14 protein-coding genes are annotated in these 18,275 nt (G+C 29.9%); 1 reads left to right on the top strand and 13 read right to left on the bottom strand.

What is annotated here, in order from left to right; all coding sequences use genetic code 11:
- Positions 1 to 2: 2 nt before the first annotated feature.
- The 9 genes from cuyB to deoC form a co-directional block, all read right to left on the bottom strand.
- Positions 3 to 707, bottom strand: coding sequence for a cysteate racemase (gene cuyB, locus QOZ84_RS05675; RefSeq protein ID WP_284131995.1), 705 nt, complete (start codon positions 705 to 707; stop codon positions 3 to 5).
- A gap of 15 nt (positions 708 to 722) precedes the next feature.
- Positions 723 to 1,937, bottom strand: coding sequence for a carboxylate--amine ligase (locus tag QOZ84_RS05670; RefSeq protein ID WP_284131994.1), 1,215 nt, complete (start codon positions 1,935 to 1,937; stop codon positions 723 to 725).
- Between the two features lie 125 nt (positions 1,938 to 2,062).
- On the bottom strand, positions 2,063 to 3,721 hold the full coding sequence (locus QOZ84_RS05665) for a PTS transporter subunit EIIC (RefSeq protein ID WP_284131993.1): 1,659 nt from the start codon (positions 3,719 to 3,721) through the stop codon (positions 2,063 to 2,065).
- Between the two features lie 304 nt (positions 3,722 to 4,025).
- On the bottom strand, positions 4,026 to 4,526 hold the full coding sequence (locus tag QOZ84_RS05660; RefSeq protein ID WP_284131992.1) for a PTS sugar transporter subunit IIA: 501 nt from the start codon (positions 4,524 to 4,526) through the stop codon (positions 4,026 to 4,028).
- 213 nt (positions 4,527 to 4,739) lie between these two features.
- On the bottom strand, positions 4,740 to 5,579 hold the full coding sequence (licT, locus tag QOZ84_RS05655; RefSeq protein ID WP_284131991.1) for a BglG family transcription antiterminator LicT: 840 nt from the start codon (positions 5,577 to 5,579) through the stop codon (positions 4,740 to 4,742).
- 286 nt (positions 5,580 to 5,865) lie between these two features.
- Complete coding sequence (gene rbr / locus QOZ84_RS05650; protein ID WP_284131990.1) at positions 5,866 to 6,459, bottom strand: rubrerythrin; 594 nt, start codon at positions 6,457 to 6,459, stop codon at positions 5,866 to 5,868.
- A gap of 85 nt (positions 6,460 to 6,544) precedes the next feature.
- A complete protein-coding gene (locus tag QOZ84_RS05645) occupies positions 6,545 to 8,506 on the bottom strand; it encodes a fructose-1,6-bisphosphatase (protein ID WP_284131989.1) in 1,962 nt (653 codons plus the stop codon).
- A gap of 172 nt (positions 8,507 to 8,678) precedes the next feature.
- Positions 8,679 to 12,221 (bottom strand): pyruvate:ferredoxin (flavodoxin) oxidoreductase, encoded by a 3,543-nt coding sequence (gene nifJ / locus QOZ84_RS05640; RefSeq protein ID WP_284131988.1) that lies wholly within the window; start codon positions 12,219 to 12,221, stop codon positions 8,679 to 8,681.
- A gap of 322 nt (positions 12,222 to 12,543) precedes the next feature.
- A complete protein-coding gene (gene deoC / locus QOZ84_RS05635; RefSeq protein WP_284131987.1) occupies positions 12,544 to 13,215 on the bottom strand; it encodes a deoxyribose-phosphate aldolase in 672 nt (223 codons plus the stop codon).
- Between the two features lie 318 nt (positions 13,216 to 13,533).
- Between deoC and QOZ84_RS05630 the strand changes: the two genes are divergently transcribed.
- The gene (locus tag QOZ84_RS05630) at positions 13,534 to 13,920 is read left to right on the top strand and encodes a winged helix-turn-helix transcriptional regulator (RefSeq protein ID WP_284131986.1); all 387 of its coding nucleotides are present in this window, start codon (positions 13,534 to 13,536) and stop codon (positions 13,918 to 13,920) included.
- A gap of 47 nt (positions 13,921 to 13,967) precedes the next feature.
- Here the strand turns inward: QOZ84_RS05630 and pduL are convergent, their stop codons facing one another.
- From pduL to aroC, 4 genes are all read right to left on the bottom strand, one after another.
- Positions 13,968 to 14,537, bottom strand: coding sequence for a phosphate propanoyltransferase (pduL, locus tag QOZ84_RS05625; RefSeq protein WP_284131985.1), 570 nt, complete (start codon positions 14,535 to 14,537; stop codon positions 13,968 to 13,970).
- 159 nt (positions 14,538 to 14,696) lie between these two features.
- Complete coding sequence (gene aroA / locus QOZ84_RS05620; protein ID WP_284131984.1) at positions 14,697 to 15,956, bottom strand: 3-phosphoshikimate 1-carboxyvinyltransferase; 1,260 nt, start codon at positions 15,954 to 15,956, stop codon at positions 14,697 to 14,699.
- Positions 15,949 to 17,106: a 3-dehydroquinate synthase gene (aroB, locus tag QOZ84_RS05615; RefSeq protein ID WP_284131983.1), complete on the bottom strand. Its 1,158-nt coding sequence runs from the start codon at positions 17,104 to 17,106 to the stop codon at positions 15,949 to 15,951. The genes aroA and aroB overlap by 8 nt, the downstream gene beginning before the upstream one ends.
- Positions 17,094 to 18,263 carry a chorismate synthase gene (gene aroC / locus QOZ84_RS05610; RefSeq protein ID WP_284131982.1) on the bottom strand — a complete coding sequence of 390 codons (1,170 nt, stop codon included), beginning with the start codon at positions 18,261 to 18,263 and terminating at the stop codon, positions 17,094 to 17,096. Before aroC ends, aroB begins: the two co-directional genes overlap by 13 nt.
- Positions 18,264 to 18,275: the final 12 nt, after the last annotated feature.

The following is an 18,275-nucleotide window of genomic DNA, read 5'->3' as shown; positions in this document are numbered from 1 at the left end:
GTTTACTTAGAATTTTTGCCACATAAATTTATAGTTTTTCTAGCTAATACTTCTAAAGAATCTATATAAAATTTATTGTCTAAGTTATTATCATTTTTTAAGATAGAAAGTTCTGTACATCCAAGTATTGATCCATCACAATTGTTTTCTTTTAAATACTCAACAATTTTATTGAATTTTTCCATATCTGCACTTTTTCCGCTCTTTATATCTTTATAAATAATATCCATTATATGTTGTTGTCTTTTATCATCTAATACTAAATAGTCTATTCCATACTTCTCGCACATATTTTGATACAACTTTGTTTGTATGTTTCCTGTTGTAGCTAGTATTCCAAGCTTATTGTACCCTTTTTGTTTTGCATATATAATAGTCTCTTCTACTATATTTACAACTGGTATCTTTACACTTTCAGCTATTTTTTCATGAAAGTAATGTGCTGTATTACATGTAAGTACTAAAAAATCTGTCCCATATTGTTCTAATTTTTTAGCGTCTTTTACAAGCACATCGACAGGATTCTTTGGAGACTTTCCAATTATATAATCAGTTCTATCAGGTGTTGTTGCACGATTAGTTATTATCATATCAATATGTTCTTGATCAGATTTTGCATCTGTCATTCTAACTATCATATCATAAAAATAAACGGTAGCCATAGGACCTAATCCACCCATCACTCCAACTGTCTTGTTAGTTTCCATAGTCATCTCACCAATCTATTTGCAGTATTTTTTAAACTTTTTCATTTGATTTATACTGTATAAAAGTATATACCAACGTCTCTTAAAGTTTCCTTTTAAGTCTTTATCATATCCAAATGATGTAGCACTATTTCCTTGACTAACTAAAGATTTAGCTTTATTTACTAAAGATGTATCTTTTACATATTTGTAAACAACATTATTTGGTATAACATGCCAGAAAAATTCATCTTTTTGGATTTTTAAGTCTAACTCTTTATTGTATACTCTATCTTCTACTATATACTTAGCTATATTATTTCCAGAGCTTGTTACATAGTAGTTACTTCTACCTTGTCTTAGGTTTATTTCAAATACTTTGTATGTATTATCTCTAGTATCAAACTTTATGTCAAAGTTTGAGTATCCAGTATAATTTATATCTTCTAAGAATGTTTTAAATTTTTCCATTAAAGGTCCATCATACTCTGTTATTATAGCAGCATGATTTCCTATTCCTTTTGGAGTATGCTCTTCTAATAATACATGTCCTAAGCACATCATCTTTACTTTTCCATGTTGATCTGAATAACAAGTTAAAACTCTCATATTTGAGTCATCACCTGGTATAAAATCTTGTATTATTAAATTTTTATCATATTTGCCTTTGTATATTGTGCTAGTTATTTCTATAAACTCTTTTTCATTATTAGCTACATATGCTTTTTTCATTCCTTCAAATGGGAACTGCCAGTATAATACACTGTCTGAAGGTTTTATTATAACTGGATAATTAAATCCAAAATGCTCTATTTTATCACCTTTTGAATATATGAAAGTCTTTGGATAATCTAATCCTTTTTCTTCACACATTTGATAAAATAATTCTTTTTCTATTAATTTATTTTTTAATTCACTATTTATATAAGGAACTATATATTTTTCTTTTAGTACATCTCTATGGTCAATTATTAGTTCTGCATATTCGTCAGTACATCCCATTAATATTAGTTTCTTATTAGGTGCTGCTAATTCATCTGCTGTTTTTAATAAAACTTCTATGAATTCTTTTTCTTCTGTTATTTTTGGATCTATTCTAAAATCAATTATATTACTATCTTTAGTTGCTCCTAGTGCATATCTTCCAAATGCTATTGACTTAACACCATAAGCCTCATGATATGCTCTTGCAACAGAATAGCAATTTATATCTCCACCAACTAAAACTGGTTGTATTATTGTATTTTCCATACTTTTCACCTCTTAAAACAAAGTAATTTATATCACTAAATTCATCTTATAATTATACTCCTATTTCTGTTAAATGTCAAAAACCTAGCGAATACGCTAGGTTTTTGTGTTGTTTTATATTAATATTAGTCTCTTCCTAATATTTTGTTTATCTCATGTTTGTATGCATCTGCTTTAGCTCCAAAGATTGCTTGTATTCCATTACCAACCTCTATAACTCCTACAGCACCTAATGCTTTAAGTTTAGCTTTGTCTACTTTAGATTTATCTAAAACTTCAACTCTAAGTCTAGTTATACATGCATCTATTGAGACAGCATTTTCTCCTCCGCCTAATGCAGCGATTACATGTGGAGCATTTTCAACTATTTCATCTTTAGCATTTGATCCTTTAGTTGCATTAAAGTCAGCTTTAGAGTAAAGTTTAGCTTCTTCTTCGTCTCCCTCTCTACCTGGAGTCTTTAAGTTTAATTTTAATATTAAGAACTTGAATAAGAAGTAGTAAACAACTGCATATCCTGCTCCAACTGCTAATACCATAAACCATTTTGTTGGAACTCCAGCTCCTGCAGGAAGTAATCCAAATAATGAGAAGTCTATAAATCCACCTGAGAATGTCATACCTATAAATACATTAAATATGTCCATTAAGAAGAATGAAAGACCTGCCATTAAACAGTGAACTCCATATAATGCTGGTGCAACAAATAAGAATGTAAATTCTAATGGTTCAGTTATACCTGTTAAGAATGATGTAAATGCTGCTGCAACTAATAAACTTCCAACAACTTTTTTCTTGTTATCTGCTGCTGTATGATACATTGCAAGTGCTGCTGCTGGTAATCCAAACATCATGAATGGGAATTTACCTGCCATAAATCTTGTTGAACCTGCTACTATTTTTGACATAGTTTCTGGATCAGCACCAACTAAATCTTTCATATGACCTAATTGAGCAAAGTATGCATAGTTAGCACCTTGTACTGTTTGCCAAGCTCCATCTGCTAAAACTTGTCCATCTACGAAAGAACCAAACCAGAATGGAGTATAGAATACATGATGTAGTCCAAATGGTATTAATGATCTTTCGATTACTCCGTATAAGAAAGTACCAATTGGTCCCGCATTTTTAACAAATAAAGCTATTAAAGCGATTCCATCTTGTACAAATGGCCATGCGTAAGCTAATATAACACCTGTAACTGCCATTGCTAAAGAAACTACGATAGGTACAAATCTTGAACCTGAGAAGAATCCTATAACTGCTGGTAATTGTATTTTGTAATATTTATTGTGTAATGTAGATGTTACTATACCTGTTATAATACCGCCGAACACTGACATGTTAAGAGTAAATATTCCTAGTGTTTTAGTTACATAAGTTGCATATTGAGCTGGTACTGCATCTGGTGTTAAAACACCTAGTGGAGTAGCACCTAAGCCTAGTAATATACTTATAACCTGATTCATTATTAAGAATCCAAATACAGAAGCAAGTCCAGCAGTACCTTTATCTTGCTTAGCAAGACCAACTGCAGTACCTACTGCAAATAGTAATGGTAAGTTACCAAATACTATATCACCGATACCTTGCATTAGTTTTAAAATTATTGTTATTGCTTGGATATCAACAAAAGCTATTAACGGCTGATATATTGCTGGTGCATCAGGTAAGTTCGCTATGTTAAGTAGCGCTCCACCAACACCTAGTAATATACCTGCAACTGGTAGTGCTGCGATTGGAAGCATTATTGCTTTACCAATTCTTTGTAAGTATTGAAGCATATTATTATTCCTCCTATTTTGTTTAATTTTGTAAAAACGTTTTTACCGACTACACAGTTTTATTATTTTCATTTATGTAAAAGATTATTAAAAATTTTAAATCACATTACATAACTTCCCAATAAAAAAGGGCTAAACAATTTATAGTTACACAAGGTATCTATAAATAACTTAGCCCATGCCTGCATTACCAGTAACACGCTATACTTACTTATTAATTTATTTAATTCCTGTCTAAAGTATAACATACGACAAATTCTTTGTAAACATTTTCACAATATTTTTTATATTTTTTTTATTCAAATTATTTTATTATTTCTATTTTATTTAATTCTCCAGCAGTTGCACTACCTTCTTGTATTTTTACGCTCTCTGATGCATCTAAATTAGTAAATATTACTATAGGCATAGACGATTTAGCATTTTTTTCTATGAATTCAACATCCATCTTAACTAATTTATCTCCAACTTTAACATCTTGATTTTCTTCTACGAAAGATTCAAATCCTTCACCTTTTAGTTTTACTGTATCAACACCTAAATGTATTAAAACTTCTCTTCCATCTACAGAGTTTATTGTTATAGCATGTTTAGTTGGGAATACACTTCCTATTTTACCAGCAACTGGAGATACTATTATTCCATCAGTAGTTTTCATAGCGAATCCGTCACCCATCATTTTAGTTGAAAATACTTCATCTGGAACTTCAGTTATTGAAACTAATTCTCCATTAGTTAATGCTGCTATTTGTTCTTTCTTAACTTCATCTTTATTTCCTTTGAATATATTCTTGAAAAAACTCATATTATTTGTCTCCTTCTATTTGTTGTATAATTTTTTTTATTTTAATATATAAAAAGACCTAAATCTATAAAAATATAATATTATACAGATATAAATATCAATCTTAAAAAAAGTATTGTTATTATTTATACCTATTACATATTTTCATAAACCTAAGTCTTGCCTGCCCAACCAGTAACAATTTTAGATAGCTTGTTTTGTATGTATTAAATTTTACGTTATAGCTGATATAACTTTATTAATGTGTAATGTAAGGTATAACAGTTCGTCTTCACTCACTATATACTCATTATTATCTTCTATAAATTGTTTTATTATGCATGAACAATCATAGGGTTTTCTATATTGTAACTTTATTATATTTATAAGTCCATTATTTTTATCTTCTATATGTTCTTTTTTTATTAGTCTCTTTGCAAAGAACTTTAGATGTGTAATTAATCTATCATAATTAAAATCATCTTCTGCAAACTCAATATTGTAATAAGATTTTATTATATCAAGTATTTCATTGACAATGTTTGTCATTAAAAATGACTCACTTATATTATCTTTATAATTTGCGTTTGCTAAATGCATCGCTATAAATCCTGCTTCATCTATTGAAAATTGAACACCAAATTCTTTATTTATGTATTCTATTGCCCATTTTCCAACTTCAAATTCTCTTTTGTGAATTCTCTTTATTTCATATAATAAATCATTTTTTATTTCTATATTCTCTTCATGTCTTTTAAATGCAAATGCTATATGATCTGTAAGAGAAGCGTATATATAATCATCTAAATCTGATGATAAGTATTCTTTTGCATAGTCTATTATATTAGAACTTAAGTTAAATATATTTTCGTCAACTTCACTTATCAATTTAGTTATTTGCTTTTTTAATGTTTCATTTTCAGTTATAAACTTTTTTTCTACTTTATCTTTTTCTACTTCTTCTCCTACTTTTTTCTGAAATCCTATTCCACAGCCAGTGAGTACTAGTTCCTTTTTACTTTTTTTATCTATAACCAATACTACGTTGTTGTTATAAATTTTTTGAATAATCATGTCTATTTACTCACACCCTTACTTGAAATTTTATTTAATAAATCATATAAAATATAAAATACCTAAATTAAGATACAAAAATAACTTATATCCTAATTTAGGTATTGCCTGCTCTATCAGTAACAATCCATTTTTCAAATTTATTTTAAAGTAGATTTTTGTATTACCCTTTTATAGTAGATGTTTATATTACTATCTTATAGGATTAATTTTATAATAATTGTATAATCCTGTCAAGTGTTTTGAAAACTCTTTCTTTATGTATTTTTATACGATAAATTATTTTTTAGTTTTCAAAAGGTGATTTAGAATACAATATAAAATAACCCTGTGGATGAGAACATACTGGACAATTATTTGGTGCTTCTTTGCCGCTGTGTATATGGCCACAGTTTAAGCATATCCATTGTTCTTCTTCAACACTTTTGAATAACATATTAGATTCTAACTTTTGTGCAAAATCACCAAATCTGTCTCCATGAGTTTTTTCAATTTCTGCTATTTTTTCGAAGCTATTTGCTACTGATACAAATCCTTCTTCTTTAGCAGTATTTGCAAAACTTTTGTACACTTCTTCCCATTCTTTGTACTCATCTTGTTGAGCTGCTCTTAGCGTTTGTATTATATCATCATATATTTCTACAGGATATCCTCCATCTATATGTATAGTTTCACCTGAAAGTTCTTTCAAATGATCATAAAATACCTTTGCATGAGCTTTTTCTTGGTCTGCTGTATAAATAAATGCTTGTTCTATTAGTGCCAATTTTTTATTCTTAGCTTGAGATGCTCCAAAAGTGTATCTGTTTCTTGCCTGACTTTCTCCTGCAAAAGCTCTCATTAAGTTTAATTTAGTCTTACTATCCTTTAGCGAGTTCATGTTATACCTCCTCTACAAAATTAGTTATTATTAATAATTCCCTAATTTTATAATTTTATACAAAAAAGAAGTCTTTCGACTTCTTTTATATTTCTTTTATAATACCTTTTTTATATGCCATTAATAATAGTTTTAAATCTTTCACTTCTTCTTCTAGTTTCTTTCCTGCATCTGTATCTCTTACGGTTTTTCTTTTAGCTTTGTGCTCTACTATCTCTGTTGTAGATAATATGTCACTTTCATTAACTATCGCTTCTTCTGCACAAGTAAATGGATCATGAGATACTAATTGTAAACTATATGAGTTATATATTAAGGTGTATCCAGCTATACCAGTTTTCTCTTGGTATGCTCTTGAAAATCCACCATCTATTGCTAGTATTTTCCCATTTGCTTTTATTGGACTTTCTCCGTTTTTACTTTCTACTGGTACGTGTCCATTTATTATGTGTGCATCTTTACTATCTAAATTAAATTCCTTAAATATTTTTTCACACATATCTTCATCTTCTCTTTGTTTAAAATATGGATTTTTGTTTTCTTTATGAGTTTCTTTTTCTCCTATAAAGTACCTCTCAAATGTTGTCATATCATCTTTTCCAAACAACGATGAACATTTTCCATTCCAAAGATACCACATCATATCCATTCCATATTGTTTTTGGATACTTTTTTCTTCAAAGAAATAACCCTCTCTAGATAAAGACTCCATTTTATCCATCAATGCTTTTCCCCTATATTCACTTCCTTGTAACTTCATACTCATAAAATCATAATCTTTATTTAAAGGTATACATCCATGAATTAATAGATTTGAGTTAGCTGTTAAATAGATGCTTCCTTTAGAAAATAAAAATGAAACATGCTTTTGAAGTTTTTCACTGTTTTTAAAACAAGATACTATTTTATCCATTACTATTTCTTCTTCTTTTGTAAACTTGTATGGATTATTTTTATCTATAGTTGGGAAGTTTGAATCTTTTAATTTGTAGTCTTTCCCTTTTAAATTTATAGTTTTATCTTCATAATTTATATTATTAAGCAATAATCTATGTTTCATGTCAAACTCTGGTCTTCTATTTATTATTTCTCCTTCTAGCTTAAACTGAATCACACTTATTGCTTTGTGCATTTTAGCTATTAATGATTTTTCTTTGGTAGATACATCCTGGTCACTTATTTTTGGTATAAAGCAATTGCATGGGTCATCTTTATAAACTTCCATTGCAAATGTAGCTAGTGGCAATAAATTTATACCATATATATCTTCGATAATATCTAAATTTGCATATCTAGCAGATATCCTAAGTGCATTTGCTATACATGCTTTTGAACCAGATGCAGCTCCCATCCAAAGTATGTCATGGTTTCCCCATTGTATATCTACACAGTGATAGTCCATTAAGGTATCCATAACTATATCAGGTCTTGGCCCTCTATCGTATATATCACCTATTATATGTAGTCTATCTACTACTAGCTTTTGTATAACTTTAGATATAGCTATTATAAATTCTTTTGCTCTATCTATTTGTATTATTGTTTCTACTATACTTTTATAATAATTTTTTTTATGTTCACCATCTATATTTTCATGTAAAAGTTCTTCTATTATATATTTAAAATCATTTGGAAGTAACTTTCTCACTTTTGATCTAGTGTATTTGCTAGATGCGTATTTGCATAATTCTATAAGTCTATATATATTTATTCTATAAAAGTCATCTATATTTTCTTCTTCTTTAATTATTAAGTCTAATTTTTGCTCTGGATAATAAATGAGAGTTGCTAAAGCTTTTTTTTCATTATCTCTCATAGTACTTGAAAATACTTCTTCTATTTTTCTTTTTATAACTCCTGAACCATTTTTAAGCACATGAACAAATGATTCATACTCCCCATGTATATCGCTTATAAAGTGTTCAGTTCCCTTTGGTAAATTTAGTATTGCTTCTAAATTTATTATTTCAGTACTTGCTTTTGATATACTCGGATACTGCTTTGATAATAACTTTAGATATTTTATTTCGCTTTCTACAGTTTTCATTTTGCCCCTCCAAACTCATACTTCTTATACTCTTATTGTATCATATTTTTAAATAGTATACACTAATGCACTTATATAGTACATTATATATTTTTTTCAAAGTCTTTATTTAATAGCATAAAAAAAGATGGACTTTTGAAAAGTCCATCCTTAATTTAACTCTATTTTAAAATTAGAATTGTTCAGCTAATCTTTTGTATCCATTGTATCTTTCAGTAGCATTTTCTTCAGCCATAGTGAATAGATCATCAGCTATGTCTGGGAATTGCTTAGCTATTGCAGAATATCTTACTTGTTTTAATAAGAACTCTCTAAAGCTTTCAGTAGGTTCTTTAGAATCTAGAGTGAAAGGATTTTTCCCTTCAGCTTTTAGAGTTGGGTTGTATCTGTATAAATGCCAGTATCCAGCTTTAACAGCTTGCTCTATGTTTGCTTGAGCTCTTCCCATTCCTTCTTTTAATCCATGAGATATACATGGAGAGTAAGCTATTATTAATGATGGTCCGTCATGCTTTTCAGCTTCTATTACTGCCTTGATTAATTGGTTCTTATCTGCACCCATTCCAACTTGTGCTACATATACGTTTCCGTAAGTCATAGCCATCATACCTAAGTCTTTTTTCTTAGATCTCTTACCTGCTGCAGCGAATTTAGCCATTGCAGCAACTGGAGTTGCTTTAGAAGCTTGACCTCCTGTATTTGAATAGATTTCTGTATCAAATACTAATACATTTACATTTTCTCCTGAAGCTAGTACATGGTCAAGTCCACCGTATCCGATGTCATAAGCCCATCCATCTCCTCCAAGTATCCATTGAGATCTCTTAACTAAGTAATCTCTTCTTTCATCTATTTCTTTGATTAATGCTTTTACTTCTTCACCTGAACAATCGCAAGTACCATCTAATACTTCTATTACCTTTTGGCTTGCAACTTGTGAAGCTTCTGAATCATCCATTGCCTCTAACCAAGCAGTGAATGCTTCTTTAGCACAACCACATATATCCATTTTTAATAATTCATTCATATTATCAGCTATTTTGTTTCTCATTTGTTTAACAGCTAACATCATTCCGTATCCATATTCAGCATTGTCCTCAAATAATGAGTTTGCCCAAGATGGACCTTTACCTTCATGGTTAGTTGTGTATGGAGTTGTAGGAGCTGATCCTCCCCATATAGAAGAACATCCTGTAGCATTTGCTATCATCATTCTATCTCCAAATAATTGAGTTACTAACTTGATGTATGGAGTTTCTCCACAACCTGCACAAGCACCTGAGAACTCCATTAGTGGTTGTCTAAATTGACTTCCCTTAACTGTATTAGGAGCAACTACATCTACTTTTGGAGATACTTTTTGTGTATCAACTGCAAACGCCCAGTTTTCTACTTCAACTTCTTGAGTATCAAGAGGTTTCATAACTAAAGCTTTTTGCTTAGCTGGACATATGTCAGCACAGTTTCCACATCCAGTACAGTCCATTGGACTTACTTGTATTCTATATTGTAATCCTTCTAATCCTTTACCAATAGCTTTTTTAGTATTGAAGCTTTCCGGAGCATTTTTAGCTTCTTCTTCATTTACTAACACTGGTCTTATACATGCATGAGGACATACATAAGCACATTGGTTACATTGGATACAGTTATCTACTATCCACTCAGGAACGTCTACAGCTATACCTCTTTTTTCGTAAGCAGCTGTTCCACAAGGGAATGTTCCATCTTCTATTCCGTTAAATGCACTTACTGGTAAGCTATCACCTTCTTGTGCGTTCATTGGTCTTAATATATTTTTGATGAATTCTGGTTCAGCAGAATCTGCTGCCATTTCTAATTCTTTAGCATTTGCCCATGCAGCTGGTGCATCTATTTTAACTGATGCATTCATACCTGCTTCAACAGCTTCAAAGTTCATTTTAACTACTTTTTCACCTTTTTTACCGTAAGCTTTAGTTATAGAGTCTTTTAAGTGACCTATAGCTTGTTCTGTAGGTATTATTTCAGCTAATTTGAAGAATGCAGATTGCATTATCATGTTTATTCTTGTTCCAAGACCTATTTCTTTAGCTATCTTAGTAGCATTTACAGTGTAGAAGTTTATATTGTTTTTAGCTATGAATTGCTTCATTTTAGCTGGCAAATTAGCTTCTAACTCTTCATTGTTCCAGATAGTATTAAGTACGAATGTACCACCATTTCTAAGTCCTTTTAATAAATCATATTGGTTAACATATGATTGGTTGTGACATGCTATATAATCAGCCTCATCTATTAAGTAAGTAGCTCTTATTGGAGTATCTCCAAATCTTAAGTGAGACATAGTTATACCACCAGATTTTTTAGAGTCATATGCAAAGTAAGCTTGAGCATATTTATCTGTATGGTCTCCTATTATTTTTATAGCTTGTTTGTTAGCTCCAACTGTACCGTCAGATCCTAATCCCCAGAACTTACATCTTATAGTTCCTTTAGGAGCTATTTTAACTGGCTCTGATGGAGTTAATGATGTATTAGTTACATCATCTACTATACCTAATGTAAAGTTATTTTTAGGGTTCTCAGAAGCTAAGTTATCAAATACAGTTTTTATTTCTGATGGAGTAACATCTTTTGATCCTAATCCGTATCTTCCACCTATTATCATTGGTTTTTTATCTAAATCATAATATGCAGAACGTACATCTAAGTATAATGGTTCACCGATTGAACCAGGTTCTTTAGTTCTATCAAGTACACATATTCTTTGTGCAGAAGCTGGTATAACATCTAATAAATGCTTAGTTGAGAATGGTCTAAATAAATGAACTTTAACTAAACCGAAACTTCCACCATTAGCATTTACAAAGTCTATTGTTTCTTCGATTGCTTCTGTAACAGATCCCATAGCTATTACTATGTTTTTAGCGTCTTTTGCTCCATAGTAATCAAATAAACTATGAGGTCTTCCTGTTAATTCACTCATTTGATCCATATATTTTTCAACTATTCCTACGATATTATCATAGTACTTATTAGAAGCTTCTCTAGTTTGGAAGTATATATCTGGGTTTTGAGCAGTACCACGAGTAACTGGGTGGTTTGGAGATAAAGCTTTATTTCTGAATTCTTGAACTGCTTCCATATTTAATAAGCTTGCATAATCTTCAGTTTCTAATAATTCAACTTTTTGAATTTCATGAGATGTTCTAAATCCATCAAAGAAATGTATGAAAGGTAATTTACCTTCTATAGCAGCTAAATGAGCTACTGGTGCTATATCTGCAACTTCTTGAACTGATCCAGAAGCTAATAATACACATCCAGTTTGACGAGCACTCATAACGTCTTGGTGGTCCCCAAATATAGATAATGCTTGAGATGCAAGAGCACGAGCACTTACGTGGAATACTCCTGGAAGTAATTCCCCTGCAACCTTGTACATGTTAGGTATCATTAATAATAAACCTTGAGATGCAGTAAATGTTGTAGTTAAAGCCCCACCTTGTAGAGAACCGTGGAATGCTCCAGCAGCACCTGCTTCTGATTGCATTTCTACAACGCTAACCTTTTGTCCAAATATGTTCTTTCTTCCTTGAGCTGACCATTCGTCTACTACCTCTGCCATATTTGAAGATGGAGTGATTGGGTAGATAGCAGCTACATCTGTAAATGCATAAGCAACGTGTGCTGCAGCTGTGTTTCCGTCAACTGTTTTCATAAATTTAGCCATAATTGTATCCTCCTTGTATATTACTCATATGTACTTAAATTGTTTAAACATAAGTAAGTTAGTATTATTGATACAATGTGCATAAAAATACATTGTATCTTATTAATACATAAATTATTACGTAATTATAAATATTACATAATAAACAAAATATTCTATACTTCGATACAAAATACCTTCTTTTTTGTTTATATAAATAATATATTTAAGTATTTCGAGAAAAGTTTTTATAATTTAATATCATTATCATTGTTTTACATCTTTGTTTTATGTTATATACCCATAAAACTTCAAATTAAATCAGTAAACCTAAAATTATTTATTAATAGTCGCTTTTTCCTTCTTCACCTATTACTATTGCAATAGATGCACTTGCTCCTATTCTACTTGCTCCAGCTTCTACTATAGCTATTGCATCTTTTTCATTTCTAACTCCACCAGAAGCTTTCACTCCTATGCTTTGTCCTACAGTTTCTCTCATAAGTTTGATATCAGCTGGAGTTGATCCTCCAGTTCCAAATCCTGTTGAAGTTTTTACAAAATCAGTACCTGCTTTAACTGCTAATTCACATGCTTTTTTCTTTTCTTCATCAGTTAAGTAGCAAGTTTCTATTATAACTTTTACTAAAGCTTCTTTGTTAGCTGCATCTACTACTGCTTTTATGTCCTTTTCAACTAACTCGTAGTTTTTGTCTTTTAATGCACCGATATTTATAACCATATCGACTTCATCTGCACCTTTAGCTATCGCATCTTTAGTTTCAAATGCCTTAACCTCAGAAGTATTAGCACCTAATGGAAATCCTATAACTGTACAAACGGCTACGTTGCTTCCTTTTAGTTCATTTTTTGCAAATTCAATTTGTGCTGGATTTATACAAACAGAGAAAAATCCATATTCTTTTGCTTCACTACATATCTTTTTAACGTCTTCTTTAGTTGTTACTGCCTTTAATACTGTATGATCTATCATATTAGCTATTTTATTATTCATTTATGTATACTCCTTTTTTCTAATTAAGTTTATATTATTCCATAATATGTTATCATATTATAAAAACTATAGAAACTTATTTTTTCCTAGAAAAGTTTTAACATTCATGCTTTTGCTAATTTATATGTTTAACTTGTTTGTAATTACATTTTTATAATAAACCTTTATTTTTACATTCACAAGTAGGCACTTTATTTATATATAGTATACAAAAGGATACTGTCTATTTTTCGCAATCTCTGTGATATTATTACTTAATTAATATTTTTTTTATGGTATAATTATATTTAATAATCCCACTTAAGGAGAGATGTGAATATGGACAAACCTATAACTTCCCATAATAAGTGTCATATGAGTAGTCGTTGTGCTAAATACAGTACCTGCCCTATGATTTTATTTCATAAATTAGTTTCGGGAAAATGGAAGATTTTAATATTATGGTATTTAAGTAGTGGATGCCTTAGATTTAGTGAAATCAAAAGAAAGTTACCTGATGTTACTCAAAAGATGTTAACAAATCAATTAAGAAGCCTTGAAGAGGATGGACTAGTGCATAGAGAAATATACCCTGTTATTCCTCCTAAAGTTGAATATAGTCTTACTGAAATTGGAGAAAAAATGATTCCTTTGCTTGAACAAATGTATGTTTATGGAATTGAATACGGAGATGTAGTTGAAAAAGTAATTGAAAAAGTTGATTAAATACAAAAAAGGTATGTGAAATTCACATACCTTTAATTTATATATAATTATTGAGCTATTAACTCAACTTCTTGACCATTTCTAACTCCAGCAGCGTTTCCTTCTTCAACGTCTACGTGCATTTCTAAAGCAAAGTTTGCGTTTGCTCTAACTAATACATTTTCAAATACTACAGCTCTAGGTCCGAAAGTTCTAACCTTTACTATTTGCTTATCAGCTACTCCAAATTGTTTAGCGTCATCAAGACTCATATGTATATGTCTAGAAGCAACTATAACACCTTCTGCTAATTCTACTTCTCCAGCTGGTCCTACTAATTTAACACCAGGAGTTCCTGCTATATCTCCAGATTCTTTTATTGGCGCTTTAACACCTAAAGCAAACCCGTCTGCTAAAGATATTTCAATTTGTGTATTAGGTCTTGCTGGTCCTAAAACTCTAACACCTTTTAAAGTACCTTTTGGTCCTACTAAGTCAACTTTTTCATCACAAGCAAATTGTCCTGGTTGAGATAATGGCTTGAAATGAGTTAATTGATGTCCTGCTCCGAATAAAGTCTCTATGTCAGCTTGGCTTAAGTGAACATGTCTGTTAGATAATGCTATTGGTAATTTCATAATAAAATTCCTCCTAATTTAATTTTGTATACAACATACAATTATACATAATATTCGCTATTAAATCAAATTCTTTTAATAAAATTTGATTTAGCGTACCCATTTTTTTACTTTAATATCATATTTCTACTAATTTTTCAAAAATCCTTTATGTTTTTGTTACTTAGATAATTCTTTTATCAGTTTTGTGTATCCTGGAAAAGATACATCAATACACTTTGTATCATCTAATTTAACATCTCCATCACATACTAAATCTGCAATAGAAAATGCCATAGCTATTCTATGATCTTTGAACGTTTGTATATTTGCGCCTTTTAAAGAACTTTTTCCTTTTATAATCATACCATCTTCTAGTTCTTCAATATCTGCGCCCATAAGTTTTAAGTTATCCACTACTACTTTTATTCTATTACTTTCTTTTACTTTTAACTCTTTGGCATCTTTTATTATTGTAGTTCCTTCACATTGAGTTGCAAGTACTGCTATTACTGGTATTTCATCTATAAGTCTTGGAATTATATCTTTATCTATATTTGTGGCATTTAAATTAGGGCTATATTTTACAAGTAAGTCTCCTACTATCTCTCCACCTACTAGCCTTTTATTTAATAAATCTATATTTCCATTCATATTTTTTACTACATCTATTATTCCTGTTCTAGTTTTATTTAATCCAACATTTTTTATCATAACTTCTGAACCTTTAGTTATTAATGCTCCAACTATTATAAAAGATGCTGATGATATATCTCCACAAACGTTTATATCTTGGCTAAATAATTCTTCAACAGGATTTATGTTTATACTTAAATCATCTACATTAATATCTGCTCCAAAAGACTTTAACATTATCTCTGTATGATTTCTACTTCTTACTTTTTCGTGTATAGTACTTTTTTTATCAGCATAAAGACTTGCAAGTATTAGCGCTGATTTTACTTGTGCTGAGGAAACTGGCATTTTATAATCTATACTATGTAAATTCCCACCATAAATTTTTATAGGTGTATAATTTGCATCGTCTTTGCCTTCTATCCTACATCCCATAAGTCTAAGTGGGTCTGTTACTCTTTTCATAGGTCGCTTTCCTATTGATTCATCCCCAATTAATGTAGACTCAAATTTATTACCTGCTAATATCCCACTTATAAGTCTTATTGTTGTTCCTGAATTTCCTACATCTAATATATCTGTAGGTGCTTTTAATCCATGTAATCCATTACCTTTTACAAAAACGTCACTGCCTTCTATTTTAATATCTACGCCCATTTTTCTAAAGCAATCTATAGTACTTAAGCAATCTTGTCCCATTAAAAAATTACTTATTTTGTTATGACCCTTTGATATTGCTGAAAACATTATCGCTCTATGAGATATAGACTTGTCCCCTATAAGTTCAAAATTTCCTTTAAGCATTTTTGCACTTCCTTATTATATGTAGTATTTTTTCTTCTTCTATGTTATCTATAATTTTAACTTCACCTAACTTAACTGGTAAAACTAAATTTATTTTACCAAAACTATTTTTTTTATCACTTTTCATTATATTTAAAATTTCATTTATTAAAATATCTTCATCTTTATCTAAGCTACATTCTTTAAAGCTATCATTATCAAAGTCTTCATAATAATCATTTGTATCGCTTTTGAAATTAAGAGGAAGATTAAATAAATTAGAAACTTTTATAAACTTTTCATAATAATCATTTAATATTAATTTTTCATCTAAGGCTAACTTAAACGCCATGTTCATACCTATGTTAACTGCATCTCCATGACTTATATTGCAAAGTTTTTCTACTCCATGCCCAAAGGTATGTCCAAAGTTTAGTATTTTTCTAAGTCCGCCTTCTTTTTCATCTTTTTCTACTACTTCTACTTTTATACTTGCACATTTTTTTACTATGTAATATAAACATTCATTATCTCTATTTAATATAGCTTCACTATTTTCTATTAAATAATCTAAAAACTCATAATCATAAATTATAGAATATTTTATTACTTCAGCCATTCCACTTATAAATTCATTTTGCGGTAAACTCTTTAGTGCATCTACATTTATATATGTAAGTTTAGGTTGATAAAAAGAACCTATAATATTTTTTACTTTCCCTAAATTTATACCAGTTTTTCCACCTATTGATGAATCTACTTGTGCTAGTAAGCTTGTTGGGACTTGTATAACATCAATTCCTCTCATATAAGTAGATGCTATGTATCCAGCTAAGTCTCCAACAACACCTCCACCGACTGCAATTATAACTGATTTTCTAGATAAGTTTATTTTTACACAGTAATTCATTATTTGCTCATATACATCTAAACATTTGGAATTCTCTCCTGGCATAACTATATACTCATATATAAATTTAGCTTTTATACTTTCAACTAATTCATCTACTACATTGTTGTATACATTTTGGTCACTTATTATTAAGATTTCATCATATATATCATTTATATTATAATTTATTTTATTGTGAAATATACTTAAAGCTTCATTAAAATTTCTATAGCTTTTGTCTATAACTACATTACAAACAGAATTTGTTATTTTTTCCATCCTCTTTCACCTAACCTTTTTAGATATGAATCATAGTTTGACTTTAAGTCATTTAAATTATCTCCACCTATTTTATCTAAGAAATGCTTACAAATAACAAAGGCTACTACATTCTCACAAACTACACTACACGCTGGTACTGCACAATTATCAGACCTTTCAATACTTGCTACATAACTTTGTAGAGAATTTACATTTATTGAATTAAGAGGCTTATATAAAGTAGGTATTGGTTTCATAGCACATCTAATTATTATTTCATCCCCTGTAGTCATTCCACCTTCTATACCACCTAGTCTGTTAGTACTCCTTTTTATTCCAGCTTCTTCATTATAATAAATTTCATCCATAACCTCAGATCCTGGTAAACTACTAACATCAAATCCTATTCCAATTTCTACACCTTTTATAGCTTGAGTTCCCATTAGATGCATTGCTAGTTCTCCATCTATTTTTTTATCAAAGTGAGTGTATGAACCTAAACCTGGAATAACATTTTTTACTCTTACTTCTATCACGCCACCTAAGGTATCTCCTTGAGCCTTTACTTTATCTATTTCTTTTATTATTTTTTCTTCTAAACTTTTATCTACACATCTAACTTCACTATTATCTACGTTTTCTTTTATATAATCAAAATTATATACATTTTTATGTGATACACTTCCAATTTGTACAACATGAGATGTAAAGTTTATATCAAAGTTTTTAAGTATTTGCTTACAAATAGCTCCTATTGCAACCCTACTTGCAGTTTCTCTTGCACTAGATCTTTCAAGTACATTTCTAGCATCATCAAAATCATATTTTAGACATCCAACTAAATCTGCATGACCCGGTCTAACATTGTCTACTTTCTTGCTTTCAAAGTCAACTTCTTCCATTGGATTCATATACTTTGTCCAATTTTCATAGTCTTTGTTTTTTACTTCTATACTTATAGGTCCACCTAAAGTTTTTTTGCCTCTAACTCCACCTAATATATTTATTTTATCTTGTTCTATTTTCATTCTCCCACCACGACCATATCCACCTTGTCTTTTCTTTAGCTCGTGATTTATTTCATCTATATTTAATTCAATATTAGAAGGTACTCCATCTAATATTGATATTAAACTTTGTCCATGTGATTCTCCACTACTTAAATATCTAAGCATTTTATCCTCCTA

Origin of the sequence: Romboutsia sedimentorum, assembly GCF_030131845.1 — a bacterium.
Lineage (GTDB): Bacteria > Bacillota > Clostridia > Peptostreptococcales > Peptostreptococcaceae > Romboutsia_D > Romboutsia_D sedimentorum.
The sequence above is the reverse complement of the archived record's forward strand: the minus strand, read 5'-3'. Positions and strand labels throughout refer to the sequence as shown.

Bases quoted from the DNA above. Each gene is read 5' to 3' on its own strand.
- pduL (WP_284131985.1), bottom strand. From the start codon at position 14,537: ATGAAATTACCAATAGCATTATCTAACAGACATGTTCACTTAAGCCAA.
- QOZ84_RS05645 (WP_284131989.1), bottom strand. From the start codon at position 8,506: ATGAAAACTGTAGAAAGCGAAATAAAATATCTAAAGTTATTATCAAAG.
- rbr (WP_284131990.1), bottom strand. From the start codon at position 6,459: ATGAACTCGCTAAAGGATAGTAAGACTAAATTAAACTTAATGAGAGCT.
- QOZ84_RS05670 (WP_284131994.1), bottom strand. From the start codon at position 1,937: ATGGAAAATACAATAATACAACCAGTTTTAGTTGGTGGAGATATAAAT.
- aroB (WP_284131983.1), bottom strand. From the start codon at position 17,106: ATGGAAAAAATAACAAATTCTGTTTGTAATGTAGTTATAGACAAAAGC.
- aroC (WP_284131982.1), bottom strand. From the start codon at position 18,263: ATGCTTAGATATTTAAGTAGTGGAGAATCACATGGACAAAGTTTAATA.
- QOZ84_RS05665 (WP_284131993.1), bottom strand. From the start codon at position 3,721: ATGCTTCAATACTTACAAAGAATTGGTAAAGCAATAATGCTTCCAATC.
- aroA (WP_284131984.1), bottom strand. From the start codon at position 15,956: ATGCTTAAAGGAAATTTTGAACTTATAGGGGACAAGTCTATATCTCAT.
- deoC (WP_284131987.1), bottom strand. From the start codon at position 13,215: ATGAATAATAAAATAGCTAATATGATAGATCATACAGTATTAAAGGCA.
- licT (WP_284131991.1), bottom strand. From the start codon at position 5,579: ATGATTATTCAAAAAATTTATAACAACAACGTAGTATTGGTTATAGAT.
- QOZ84_RS05660 (WP_284131992.1), bottom strand. From the start codon at position 4,526: ATGAGTTTTTTCAAGAATATATTCAAAGGAAATAAAGATGAAGTTAAG.
- QOZ84_RS05630 (WP_284131986.1), top strand. From the start codon at position 13,534: ATGGACAAACCTATAACTTCCCATAATAAGTGTCATATGAGTAGTCGT.
- cuyB (WP_284131995.1), bottom strand. From the start codon at position 707: ATGGAAACTAACAAGACAGTTGGAGTGATGGGTGGATTAGGTCCTATG.
- nifJ (WP_284131988.1), bottom strand. From the start codon at position 12,221: ATGGCTAAATTTATGAAAACAGTTGACGGAAACACAGCTGCAGCACAC.